Raw genomic sequence first — 12,929 nt, 5'->3', positions numbered from 1 at the left:
AACCGCAGAAAACGCCGATGAACGCTGATGGACGCAGATCAGATATCAGAAAAGATCAGAAAAGATCGGCGAGAATCTGCGCCGGAGGTCTGTGTAATCTGCGGTCCTCTGCCCGGCAAGGGGAATCGATAAAATCGGGAAGGAGTTTTTGAGAAATCGCTATGAGAATGGATAGATATACACAACGAGCCCAGGAAGCCCTGGTGGAGGCTCAGGCTTTAGCCGAAAGCTACAGCCATGCCCAAATGGAACCTGAGCACCTCTTGCTTGCCCTGCTTCAGCAGGAAGAGGGAGTGGTTCCCAAGGTCGTGCAGGGACTCGGTGATGACCCCCTCCAGCTCATGGAGACGGTCGAGGCTGAGCTGCAGAAGCGTGCCAAGGTGTACGGCGGTGCAAGCCAGGTCGGGGTAGGAAGCGCTTTGCGACGTGTCCTGCAGGCGGCTGAGAAGGAAGCCGAAACCATGCGGGATGACTACGTGAGTACGGAGCATCTATTCCTGAGTCTGGCCGACAAACAGGGGGATGCCGCTCAGCGCCTGCTGGCCGCGGCAGGAATCACGAAAGCCGCCATTTTGCAGGCCCTGCAAGCTATCCGGGGCAGTCAGCGCGTGACCACCCAAAATCCTGAAGCCACCTACGAAGCCCTCACCAAGTATGGCCGCGATCTGACGGAAGCGGCCCAGAAGGGAAAGCTGGATCCTGTTATCGGACGGGACGAGGAGATTCGCCGCGTCATTCAAATCCTGAGCCGGCGCACGAAAAACAACCCGGTGCTGATCGGCGAACCTGGTGTTGGCAAGACCGCCATTGCAGAGGGGTTGGCAAGCCGAATCGTGCGGGGTGACGTGCCCGAGGGCTTGAAGGATAAAAAAATCATAGCCCTGGATATGGGCAGCCTGGTAGCGGGCGCCAAGTTCCGCGGCGAGTTCGAGGAGCGGTTAAAAGCTGTACTCAAAGAGGTCACCGAGAGCGCCGGCGAGATCATTCTCTTCATCGACGAACTGCATACCGTGGTGGGGGCCGGGGCTGCCCAGGGAGCGCTGGATGCCGGCAATATGCTCAAGCCATTGCTGGCCCGGGGCGAACTGCATGCCATTGGCGCGACAACCCTGGACGAGTACCGGCAGCACATCGAAAAGGATGCCGCGCTGGAAAGACGGTTCCAGCCTGTGCTGATCAATGAGCCGACGGTGGAAGACACCATCAGTATTCTCCGTGGCCTGAAAGAGCGCTACGAGGTACACCACAACGTTCGGATCACCGATGCTGCTGTCATCGCGGCGGCTGCTTTGTCCCACCGGTATATCTCCGATCGATTCCTGCCTGACAAGGCCATCGATCTGATGGATGAGGCCGCCAGCCGGCTGCGCATGGAGATCACCAGCGACCCGGCGGAGTTGGATGAGATCAAGCGCAAGGTCATGCAGCTTGAGATCGAGCGGGAAGCGCTAAAGAAGGAAAAGGACAAGGCCAGCAAGGCTCGCCTCGAGAACCTGGAGCGCGAGTTGGCCGATCTTGAGGAGCAACAAACGGCACTCAATGCCCAGTTGGATACCGAGCGCCAGATGATTCAGCGGCATGCCCGGCTCAAGGAAGAGATCGAGAATACGCGGCTCGAAATTGAACAGGCTCAGCGGGCCCAGGACTGGCAGACAGCCAGTGAGCTGCAGTATGGCAAGCTGGCCCAGGAGGAAGCTGAATTGGCCCAGGTGGGCCAGCAACTGGCCGAGATGCAGGCCCGCGGCATGATGCTCAAGGAAGAGGTTGACGCGGAGGACATCGCCGAGATTGTGGCACGCTGGACGGGAGTCCCTGTATCCAAACTGATGGAGGGTGAGGTCGAGAAGTTGCTGCAGATGGAAGGCAATCTGCACGACCGTGTCGTGGGCCAGGACGAGGCCATCAAGGCAGTGGCCAATGCGGTACGCCGTTCCAGGGCCGGCCTGCAGGACCCCAACCGGCCCATTGGCAGTTTCATCTTCCTGGGCCCGACCGGTGTGGGCAAGACGGAACTGGCCCGCGCGCTGGCCGAATTCCTCTTCGACGATGAACAGAACATGGTTCGCATCGACATGTCTGAGTATCAGGAGCGACACGCCGTCAGCCGGTTGATCGGTGCGCCGCCTGGATATGTCGGCTATGACGAGGGAGGCCAATTGACCGAGGCTGTTCGCCGAAAGCCCTATTCGGTGGTCCTCTTCGATGAGATCGAAAAGGCGCATCCGGAGGTGTTCAACACGTTGCTCCAACTGCTGGATGATGGGCGTCTGACCGACGGCCAGGGCCGCACGGTGGATTTCAAGAATGCGGTTGTCATCATGACCAGCAATGTGGGTAGCGAGTATCTGAGTTGGGATGCCTTCCAGAATGGGTCTGACGATGCCGTGAGGGAGCAAGCGTTGGAGGCATTGCGCGGCCATTTCCGCCCTGAGTTCCTGAACCGGATCGACGAGACCGTGATCTTCCATCCGCTCAACAAGCAGCATCTGGTTAAGATCGTCGAGATCCAGCTGGAACGCCTGCGCCAGTTGCTGGCCGACCGAAATATCAACCTGGAACTGACTGCGGAGGCGCGCCAATTGTTGGCCGATGCCGGATACGATCCGGTGTACGGCGCCCGGCCGCTGAAGCGGGCCATTCAGCGACTGATCCAGGATCCGCTGGCAATGGCGCTTTTAAGCGGCGAGTTCGAGGATGGCGACACTGTTGTCGTCGACGTGGAAGATGGTGAAATAGTCTTTCGTCGCCAGGTGGCAGGGGAACCGGTGTAGGCATCATCCCGGGAAACGACAACTGGGAGAGGCTGATGGTCGCGATGGATTCTTAGCTTTTTTTCATCCCGCCGGATATTGACATCTGGCAAGGTTCTGGTTAAGATTGCAGCAAAGGCAGATGAGTTCTTTTGCCAGTTGCACCGAACTGGAATTGAAAGGACTCGACGACTGATTTCGTTGCTTGCCTTTGCAGGTTTTCAAATTCACCCACTTGTCCGATCAGGAGGAACACAATGTCTTCAGAAATCCAAGAAACTGCACAAACGGTCAGCTTTCCCCGACTCAACGAACCGGCGCCCGCATTCGAGGCGGTTACGACTCATGGCGTGATCCAGCTTTCCGACTATGAGGGCAGTTGGCTGGTGCTTTTTTCGCACCCGGCTGACTTCACGCCGGTCTGCACAACCGAATTTGTAGGCTTCGCTGAGATCTTTCCCGAGTTGCAGAAAATGAATGTTGAACTGCTGGGCCTGAGCATCGACAGTGTCTATTCCCACATTGCCTGGGCCCGCAACATCAACGAGAACCTGGGCGTGGAGATTCCCTTCCCCATCATTGCGGACCTGGATAAACAGGTCGCGACGGCGTATGGCATGATCATGCCGGGCGAAAGCAAGGTTGAGACATCCCGCTGCGTCTTTGTGATCGACCCCGAGGGCATTCTGCGGGCAATGATCTATTATCCGCTCACCACGGGACGCAACATGCAGGAGATCCTGCGTTTGATTACGGCGCTACAGACCGCAGACGAGCATAAAGTTGCGACGCCAGCCAACTGGATACCGGGTGACCAGGTCATTGTTCCGCCCCCCCAGACGGCGGAAGCGGCAGACGAGCGGGTGGCGGCTGGCTACGAATGCATTGACTGGTATCTTTGCAAAAAGGATCTTGAGGTATAAGGATGGCCTGCATCAACGCTGACGGGACCATCTCCGCTTCAGGACAGGCGGTGCTCCAGGCCCTGCAACAACCGGCCTCGGCCGGCGACATCGCTGAGCGTACCGGCCTGCGTTTGTTTAAGATCCGCGGCAGCCTGCGGGAATTGGTGGATGGTGGGCTGCTGCTTGAAGAAGAGGGTCAATACAGCCTGACCGGGCAGGGCATGGCTGCGATTTCTACATAGAGATTCCCGTTTCCTGAATCAAAAAACGGCCCGGCCGATTTTTCGGTTGGGCCGTTGCGCGTAGTCAATTAACGTTTTTCAGGATCAATCGATGCTGTTAGTATCTTGCTCGAGGAACTCGATGATCTGCTCGATGCAGGCGGGAATGGCCGCCGCAACCTTCGGAGATAGCGCCTGGCCCGGGGCCGTGGTCCTGGCCTCGATTCCCCACAAGCGGATCCTTTCGGGAAGACGGTCCAGAGACTGCGCCAGCGCCAGGACTTCAGCCACCCCAAAGCCATGGGTAGAGGCCCGTTCCACATGCCGGCTGATTGCTACATCTGGTTGCCATTCAATCTGGTGGATAGTTCCCGGCGGGGATCCGCTGGAGACAGCGTCGATGATCACAACAGCCTGGCACCCCTCGATAAACTCCAGCAATTGCAGACCAGGTTGGCTGAGCGTGAATAGTTGAACGCGCGTTTGCAGATCGGGCCGTTGTTCAAGAAGGTGTGTTCGTAGTTTTTCGACAACCACCGGGCCAATACCGTCGTCGGAAGCCCATGGATTGCCGATTCCGATCACGCGGAAGCTGGTTGAAGTCACTTTTGGGACGTGGGAACCGCAAGATATCGAGTGGGCCTGGAGCCAGGCCCACTCGATGGTCTCGGGAAGGGCGAGTATCAGCGCCTTTGAATATTCAGCTTAAGGAAATGGGTGGCGCACGAAATACATGGATCGTAGTTGCGCACCAATTGCTCACATCTCCAGGTGGCATCCTCCAGCGGCAGATCGAGCACCTGCGGGACAAACGCCCGGAGGTCATCTTCCATTCGCCGCAGGTTTTGGGCCGTGGGTGCATCGATACGGACATCCTGGATGATACCCTGGTCATCGATGCGGTAGCGGTGGTAACACATGCCCCGGGGCGCCTCGGTGATGTGACAACCCACGCCGGCCTGGGGAACTGCCGTGATTCGACTGGGCACCGGTCGCTCGTAGCTGTCGATGATCTCCAACGCCTCTTCAAAGGCGTGCACTACTTCGATGCTGCGGGAAACGATGCTGATAAAGGGGTTGTTGTTCGGAAACTCGATTCCCGTATCCTGCATCGCCTTCTGCGCCTGGGGGGATAGCTTGTCCAGATTGAGGTTCACCCGGGCCAGCGGACCGGTCTGGTAGCTGCCGCCGTGATCGCGATGCACCTGCACCGCATTCGAGTGGGCGACATGCTCGGTAAGGAAGTACTGCTCGAACTCCTCGACGGGGATGTCGAGTCCTTTGTTGCTGACCACCCGCCCCTCATTCATCGGGTACTCATCGGGGTGGGACAGGGATACGACTTCGTAGTCAGGGGCAAAGTCTGGAAAGTCCAGGGTTGCCGTCCAGGCGACCGTGCTGATGGCCGCCTCCAGACCCCACTCGAAATCCTCCTTGAGAGCCTGGAGCTCTTTGAGGGTCGGCGCCCGATAGAATCCCCCCACTGTGGGCGTGACCGGATGGACTTCTCTTCCTCCGATAGTGGCCAGCAAGTCGTTGCCGATCTTCTTCATGCGCAGGCCCATTTCCACGGTGGGAAGCAGCGCCGGAACGGCAGCCATGGAAATGGCGCTCTCGTAGCCCAGGAAATCAGGGGCGTGGAGCAGAAAAATGTGAAGGGCGTGGCTTTCGATCCATTCTGCACAGTAAAGGAGGCGGCGAAGTCGACGGATCTCGGGCGTGATTTCGATCTCCAGGATCTTCTCCATGGCGTGTACCGAACTCATTTGATAGGCCACGGGGCAGATTCCGCAGATTCTGGCAGTGATGTCAGGGGCTTCCCAGTAGTCACGGCCTCGCAGAAAGGCCTCGAAGAAGCGGGGCGGCTCGAAGATGTTGAGCTCAAGGTGTTTGATCTCGTCGCCTTCGATAATGATATCCAGCGCGCCTTCTCCCTCGACGCGGGCCATGTAGTCTACTTTGATTCGCTTCTGACCGTTTTCAGATGTCATCGACCCATCTCCTCGTACTCATCGCTGGTAGCCTTAAAAGGCTCTGCATAGCCATTGAAGCCCCGAAACAGTCGAACGATCTGGTCAGGTGAGGATCCCATGCTTTCCAGCTGTTGGGCCAACGCGGCGCCATTGGGCGCTTCCATGGGCCCGTAACAGCCGTAGCATCCCCGGTTGTAGGCAGGGCATATGGCATCACATCCAGCCTGGGTTACCGGTCCCAGGCATGGGACACCCTGAGCAACCATGATGCAGGTCGTGCCCCGGCGTTTGCACTCGACGCATACGCTGTAGGTGGGAACCCGCGGCTGTCGACCGATCAACAGGGATGTAACCACGTCCAGCAGCTGATACTTGTTGATCGGGCAACCCCGCAGTTCGAAGTCGACCGCCACATGGTCGCTGATCGGCGTCGAGGTCGCCAGGGTGTCGATGTAGGAGGGATTGGCATAGACAATATTGATGTAATCATCCACATCCTGCCAGTTCCGCAGCGCCTGGATGCCGCCGGCTGTTGCACAGGCGCCGATGGCGATCAGGAAGCTGGATTGACGCCTGATCTCCTGTATTTGTTCGGCCTGTTCCTCATTGGAAATTGAGCCCTCGACCAGGGCAACGTCGTAGGGACCTGGAAGTGTCTGGCGCCGGGCTTCCACGAAGTAGGCGATTTCCACGGCACCGGCGACTGCCAGTAGATAGTCCTCGGCATCCAGCAGGGATAGCTGGCATCCGTCGCACGAGGCGAACTTGAAAACGGCCAGCCTTGGTTTTGATTGGCCGTTCGCTCCGTCTGTCTTGCTCATTAGAAATCCTCCACGCCGAAGAAGGGCTCGAACTGTGCGAACGAAAGCACCGGTCCCTCCTTGCACATAAATTTGGGGCCAATCTGGCAATGGCCACAGAAGCCCACACCACATTTCATATTGCGCTCCATGGAAACGTAGATATTTTCCCTGGGAATGCGCCGAGCCAATGCTTCATAGATCACGAAGCGCATCATGATCTCCGGGCCACAGGTCAAGACCAGGGTGTTGGCAGGATCGAGTCGCAGGTGATAGAAGAGCATGGGAACCACGCCGACGTGTCCCGACCAGCCTTCTTCCGCACGATCAATCGTCGTATGTACCTGGATATCATGGTTTTGCCATGTGTCGAACTCATCCGTGTAGAGCATGTCGGCTGATGTTCGAGCACCGTAAAGCAGTATGACTTGCCCGTAATCGTCGCGCTTGTTGATGATCTCATAGATAGCGGGGCGCAAGGGAGCCAGCCCGATACCACCGGTGACAATGCAGATATCCTGGCCGATGGCTTTGTCCATAGGCCAGTGGCTACCATAGGGACCGCGAAGGCCTACAATGTCACCTGTTTGCAGGCGGGCGATCGCGCTGGTGACATTGCCTGCGTAGCGAATCGTGTGGCCCAGTGATTGGGGTGTGCCTGGATCTGAACTTATCGAAATCGGAACCTCGCCAATGCCGGGCAGCAAGATCATGTTGAACTGGCCGGCCGAAAAGTTGAACTGCTGGCCAACATCGACATCCTGGAAAGCCAGCATGTAGGTGGCGACGGCGACCGCATCTTCGGTGATCTCTGTCACAACAGCTGGATAGTCCTGCATGGGATTTCCATTGGTCATCGGTGTTGCTGTTAAGGTGTTCGGTACATTCATTGTTGCGGACCCTCCATACGAATGGCAGCAACTTCCTCGGTAACGTCGATGCCGACCGGACACCAGGTGATACATCGCCCGCAGCCGACACAACCTGAGCTTCCGAATTGATCGATCCACGACGCGAATTTGTGAGTCAACCACTGGCGGTAGCGTGAGCGCGTAGCGGGTCGAATATTGCCACCGTGGACATGGGAGAACTCCAGGCTGAAACAGGAATCCCAGACGCGGACCCGGTCTACCTTTTGACCAGTCAGGTCACTGATTTCGAGTACGTCGCTACAGAAGCAGGTGGGACAAACCAGTGTACAGTTGGTGCAGGATAAACAGCGCTGTGCAACATCATCCCAGCGTGGGTGATCCAGATTGTTGTACAGCAAGTCTGGCAGGTCTGATGTATCCAGCTGGCGGCCCATTCGCGTTTCGGCGCTGGCAATCGCACGGCGCGCTGCCTGCAGCTCGAAGGCACCGCTCGGTTGCCAGGGGATTTCGCTCATTACGTGGCGGGCTATGTCCGAGCCAATCTCAACCACGAAGACATCGTCCAACTCGGTTAGCGCCAGATCGAAGCCGGGGCCGACTTGGGGACCTGCGTCCATGGAAGTGCAAAAACAGGTACCGCCAGGCTCTGTGCAGTTGACCGCCAGCACGAAGGCCGACTGCCGGCGCGATTTATAACAGGGCGCCTGGTAATCACCGCCCAGAAAAACGTTATCCTGGATGGTGATGGCCTTTAGCTCACACGCCCGCACGCCGATCAAGGCGTACCGAGGCGCTTCCTCGTCGTTGGGAGTCGAACTGTAGCTGCCGTTCTTTCGTTCTACCGTGCCGAGCCTGTACGAAGGCGGGTAAAGGTACTTCTTCCAGGATTGCGGGCCGACGACGTAGCCAAAATAGGAGTCATCGCCTCGCTTCTGAAGCTGGTAGGTTGCTGCGTCCTGACGATCGGTCCAACCGCGAGGCAGATCGTCTATGCCGTCGATGTCGTCATAGACGATAGCTCCTTCGCCCAGCGTTGGTCCGACCAGGGAATAACCCATAGTTTTCAGAACATCCAGGACTTGTTGAAGACTTGATTTTTCGATGCTCACATGGGCACCGATGTTTGGGGTAAGGTCTGGCATCGTTCCTCCAAGAGCATGGTCATGCAACGAGTGGGTTGACGCGTTGCAGTTCAACTGAGAGTACCCAAACCTGGACAAGCCAGAGGAATAAGGTCACTATCTGCAGTGCAATCCTCGGCGGGACTCTCTAATCAGGTGTCAGGTGCTTCGTGTGCAAAGATATCGAGCAGCTGAAGCCGTGTTGCGGTCAGGCGCCCAGTGATTACTTCCACCAGTTGCTGGAGCAGCGCGAATCCGAGATCATGGTCAGCCTGCATGGTGTCCCGCAGTTCTTTGGCGTCGATGGCCAGGGCCTGGACAGGCGAAACCGTCCTGGCAGTGGCTGTTTTGCGGGTAGTAGGTATCAGGGACGACCATCCCAGAACTTGACTGGGGCCAAGGGTCAGGATAGTAGAACGACCCTGGCCCGGTACATGGATCTCTATTGCGACCTGACCTTCGCGGATCATGTACAGCAGTTCTCCTTCATCGGCCTCACGAAAGATCAATGTTTCTTCCGGGAAACTGACTTGGAACGCCATAGACGCCAGCTTTTTTTGCTGGTCTGGCTCCAGGTCACGCGTGAAATCCATCTCTTGGAGTATCTCCAGGATGGTATCGGTCATAGCGGCCTCCTTTCAACTGGACTTGCTTGCACAGGGGTGTGCCCAATCAGTTCGTAGACGATGGCGGGTGGACGGCGGTGTCACCAGTGATCGCCAACCGTCAACCTTTCCTCTGTGTGATTATTATAACAAGAATGGTGCATTTTGTCCACTCCTTTCTCGGAAACTGTTTGAAAAGCCTTTTTCATGGGCTTGTTGGGTCTTCAAAGTGTGCTTGGCGGCATCAAGCGGGTTTCCAGGCCTGAATTGCAGCTTTCGAGTGGCCTGGGGAGACCTTCCATCCTTTTTCAAACAGCTACTCATGGTTCGGCGGGAATCGATCTGATTGTCATCCCTCTGGCTCTATGTTATACTTCGCGATACTCCGGATAAGGAAGGCGATCATCGATGACCACCTATGCAGAAAACGTCTCCAAACGGCTGGATCAGGTTCGAGCAAGCAATAGCCTTCAGCAGGTGCGCGAACTCGGCGACCTCCGCCTGATCCTGCTCTCCGATTTACACAAAGGTGTCAGAGATGGCGCCGATGATTTCAGGCGTTGCGAGCAGGTGTATCTGGCTGCTCTGGAACACTATTGGCAGCAGGGATATGAGCTCTGGTTGATCGGCGATGTGGAGGAGCTGTGGGAGAATCTGCCCCAGCCGGTCATTGACGCCTATGAGAACGTGCTGCACCGGGAACAATCGTTCGCCGAGGCACGCCAGCCCGATCGCTATATCAGGTTCGTGGGGAACCATGATCTGAATTGGTACGACTCCCGTCAGGTGATGCGCTATCTTGGACCGTTCCTGGGCGGCAAGCAAGTCATCGAAGGGTTGCGCGTCACGGTGACCGATCGCGGCCAGGAGTTGGGCGAGCTGTTCCTGGTTCATGGACACCAGGGCACGCTGGACTCAGACCACCTTTCGGGGCTCTCCCTTTTGGTAGTGCGCTACATCTGGCGGCCAATTCAAAGGCTTCTGAACATACCCAGCAGCACGCCCAGCAACAATTTCCAGCTCAAAAAGCGGCATGAACTGGCTATGTACTCCTATGCTGCCGGCCAACCAGGTACCGTCTTGATTGCAGGCCACACCCACCATCCGGTCTGGGAAGGTCTTTCCTTTCAACAGGCGATGGAAAAAACGATAAGGGCAGAGGGCTTGCCGTCGGCAACAGGCAAACAATGGATCGAGGAGGAGATTGGGGGCGAGATCGTACTGCCGGGGGAAAAGCCTTGCTATTTCAACACCGGTTGCTGCTCCTTCGGGGACAGTACCATTACCGGAATCGAGATCGAGGGTGGGGAAATCAGGCTGGTCCGTTGGGGCGATCCCAATAATCCGACTCGAACCGCTCTTTTCGGCGCCGACCTGGCCCAGGTGCTGCGGGCTGTTGCGCCTGAGGAGTAGTTAATCGGCACTCGTCGGTAGAAAGACCGGCGGCGAAGTCATCCAATATGACAGACCGTGGCGCGCTAACGGCGGGGACATTTCCCGCCCGCAGGGCGTGGGATGCACACGAGGATCTGGCGGCGCAGCCGCCCGCGAGTGGTGAGCCGGAACCGTTCGGATTCACCAACGACTTCCAATGTCTTTCCTTCTCCTTCTCCTTTTGCTTTTGTGTCTTATCCACGAAAACCGTGTTGAATGTTCCATGCCTACGACAGGTTCGATGCCGTCAGCCCGAGGGAAACAATGAACAGGGCGAAACTCAGCAGCAGAGCAGCCCAGGCATTTCGCAAAGACGGCAGTACTATGTTGTCCTCCTCCACGGTCGCCTCACCGGCAAGCAACCAGACGGGTAGGCAATCAAGCCGGCGGCGTGCCATCCAGGCATTGAACGGGTAGACAACGAGCGCAGCAGCGATGGCAGCCAGTGAAATCATGAACCAGACCAACGGATTTCTCAGATCAGGGGGGCCTGGAAACCACCGCTCCACCAGGAAAAGGATCACCGGAAACATGCCCGCAAACGCTAGATGCACCGAGATGAGCTCGGTTAGGGCCGTACGGCGGAGTGCAACCCAGTATCTTTCCCCCAGCCGTGAGACCACAAGTAGAGGACGGAAAGCCAGCAGCCCAATGATAAGCGGGGCAATGTATGTGACAACCAGAATGTGCATTGGTTCGGGGTTGGGCAGGAAATAGGCAAAGTACACAATCCCAAGGAGCCACACTATGGCATATCCAGCCACGCTGTATGATGTAGCTGCAAGAGCACGCTGCCAATTCGTCACCGTGGCTTGTGGCTTTGCTGAGCGCATTGGCTGGCGGTACGACAGCAAGTAGGCCATTAGCCCCAACGGACCAAAGATGGCGGTAATACACGTCCACACCAGCCTGCCCCCCCAAGGTACTGGCGTGCCACGCACCGAGTCCCAGATCAAAACAATCAGAGAGCCCACTGTCAGGAGCAGCCAGACCCAGGCTACGTTTTTCTCAGCGATTATCTTCCCCACCCAACCGTACTCAATGGAGACGCTGTTCAATATCTCACGCCAGAGAGCGTCGCCATTGTCTCCGTTCGTCAAGATAACAACACCCTGCCCTCTTTGCGGGTAGACAACCAAGACAGACTTATATCCATCATTTGCGCCTGGATGCATAAAAAAGAATAGGTCGCCACCGTCGTCACCCAATACTGGTCCAAGACCTCGGTCGTCTATCTGAGGTGTCAGCATTTGGATTGCCATAGCATGTGAAAGAACCCCTCCAGATTCTCCTGCATAGGATAGCATCACTCCTATCCCAAATTGCGCCAAGTCAGATGAAGTCGACCACATGCTTGCTCCTGACCCCATCTCGGGGTACGTATGCCACCCTCCTGGAATGGGTGACCCATCCGCGCGGTGACCGGATGCAGCGATTGCTCTCAACCTTTCTGGAAGTGGCGATTCAAGCGTACTGGCAGTCATTCCCCATGGCTCAAGTACAGAGTTCTGTATGATGTCCGGAAAAGGCTCACCCGTCACGTCTTCCAGAAGCTGCTGCACAATCATATACCCACCACCCGAGTAGCGATGTTGTGTTCCTGGAACTATGTCCACACGGATCGAAGGTGAGTTGGCAGGCCATTCCCCATTCAATATCTGCTGAGGATTGGGCACCTGCTCACCAAGAGCATACCCCCGAAATCCCTCAACTGTCATCCCTGCGTTATGGCTCAAGAGACGGCGCAGTGTGACTTTTTCTTCCGCTGTGAATTCGTTCTCCGGTACCTGCCAGGAAACCAAGCTGCTATTAACATCACTATCCAGATCAACAAGTCCCCGCTCAACATAGTACAGGGCAGCCACAGCGACAACAGGCTTTGCGACAGAAGCAACCTGAAAGAGTGTCTCTGGTGTAACCTGTTCACTCCCTCCTGCTTCCAACACCCCGTATCCTCTTGCCCACTCAATCTGATAATCATTGATGACGGTTATACTCGCACCAGGTACATTATAGTACGCCATACGTTCTGCTATCTCCATCCTTTCCCAGGGCGGATCACCATATGCACTGAGCAAACCATCCTCTACGTTCTGGATTCTCCTTTCAATGGAGGTTTCAGAAGATTGAGCACAGTTCGCCAAGGATAGAACAAACACGATGACGATAAAGACCAACCTTACTCTCATTTCACCTCCTCATCTGATCTCGGCACACAGGGTGAGGCGCCTGGGTTCGGTCCGTCTCA

11 protein-coding genes are annotated in these 12,929 nt (G+C 56.6%); 4 read left to right on the top strand and 7 right to left on the bottom strand.

The features are described 5' to 3' along the window. The first annotated feature begins 161 nt into the window (after window positions 1-161). The 3 genes from clpB to U9R25_01550 all read left to right on the top strand — a co-directional run bounded on the left by clpB (window position 162) and on the right by U9R25_01550 (window position 3,897). On the top strand, window positions 162-2,771 hold the full coding sequence (clpB, locus tag U9R25_01560; protein ID MEA3334566.1) for an ATP-dependent chaperone ClpB: 2,610 nt from the start codon (window positions 162-164) through the stop codon (window positions 2,769-2,771). Window positions 2,772-3,007: 236 nt separating this feature from the next. Further along, window positions 3,008-3,673: a peroxiredoxin gene (locus tag U9R25_01555; GenBank protein ID MEA3334565.1), complete on the top strand. Its 666-nt coding sequence runs from the start codon at window positions 3,008-3,010 to the stop codon at window positions 3,671-3,673. A 2-nt stretch (window positions 3,674-3,675) separates the two neighbouring features. Continuing rightward, complete coding sequence (locus U9R25_01550; GenBank protein MEA3334564.1) at window positions 3,676-3,897, top strand: hypothetical protein; 222 nt, start codon at window positions 3,676-3,678, stop codon at window positions 3,895-3,897. An 84-nt stretch (window positions 3,898-3,981) separates the two neighbouring features. Here the strand turns inward: U9R25_01550 and U9R25_01545 are convergent, their stop codons facing one another. The 6 genes from U9R25_01545 to U9R25_01520 form a co-directional block, all read right to left on the bottom strand. After that, entirely contained in the window at window positions 3,982-4,482 is a 501-nt protein-coding gene (locus tag U9R25_01545; GenBank protein MEA3334563.1) for a hydrogenase maturation protease, read from the bottom strand. 77 nt (window positions 4,483-4,559) lie between these two features. Next, window positions 4,560-5,867 (bottom strand): Ni/Fe hydrogenase subunit alpha, encoded by a 1,308-nt coding sequence (locus tag U9R25_01540; protein MEA3334562.1) that lies wholly within the window; start codon window positions 5,865-5,867, stop codon window positions 4,560-4,562. After that, the gene (locus U9R25_01535; protein ID MEA3334561.1) at window positions 5,864-6,670 is read right to left on the bottom strand and encodes an oxidoreductase; all 807 of its coding nucleotides are present in this window, start codon (window positions 6,668-6,670) and stop codon (window positions 5,864-5,866) included. The genes U9R25_01540 and U9R25_01535 overlap by 4 nt, the downstream gene beginning before the upstream one ends. Next, window positions 6,670-7,539, bottom strand: a complete 870-nt coding sequence (locus tag U9R25_01530; GenBank protein MEA3334560.1) for an FAD/NAD(P)-binding protein — start codon at window positions 7,537-7,539, stop codon at window positions 6,670-6,672. The genes U9R25_01535 and U9R25_01530 overlap by 1 nt, the downstream gene beginning before the upstream one ends. Next, window positions 7,536-8,663: a 4Fe-4S dicluster domain-containing protein gene (locus tag U9R25_01525; GenBank protein ID MEA3334559.1), complete on the bottom strand. Its 1,128-nt coding sequence runs from the start codon at window positions 8,661-8,663 to the stop codon at window positions 7,536-7,538. Before U9R25_01525 ends, U9R25_01530 begins: the two co-directional genes overlap by 4 nt. Window positions 8,664-8,794: 131 nt before the next feature. Continuing rightward, on the bottom strand, window positions 8,795-9,268 hold the full coding sequence (locus tag U9R25_01520; GenBank protein MEA3334558.1) for a cyclic nucleotide-binding domain-containing protein: 474 nt from the start codon (window positions 9,266-9,268) through the stop codon (window positions 8,795-8,797). Between the two features lie 387 nt (window positions 9,269-9,655). Between U9R25_01520 and U9R25_01515 the strand changes: the two genes are divergently transcribed. Then, complete coding sequence (locus U9R25_01515) at window positions 9,656-10,660, top strand: hypothetical protein (protein ID MEA3334557.1); 1,005 nt, start codon at window positions 9,656-9,658, stop codon at window positions 10,658-10,660. A gap of 248 nt (window positions 10,661-10,908) precedes the next feature. On the opposite strand, the gene U9R25_01510 is transcribed toward U9R25_01515, so the two are convergent. Further along, window positions 10,909-12,870 (bottom strand): serine hydrolase, encoded by a 1,962-nt coding sequence (locus U9R25_01510; protein ID MEA3334556.1) that lies wholly within the window; start codon window positions 12,868-12,870, stop codon window positions 10,909-10,911. Window positions 12,871-12,929: the final 59 nt, after the last annotated feature.

The organism is Chloroflexota bacterium (assembly GCA_034717495.1).
Taxonomy (GTDB): Bacteria; Chloroflexota; Anaerolineae; order JAAEKA01; family JAAEKA01; genus JAYELL01.
The sequence above is the reverse complement of the archived record's forward strand: the minus strand, read 5'-3'. Positions and strand labels throughout refer to the sequence as shown.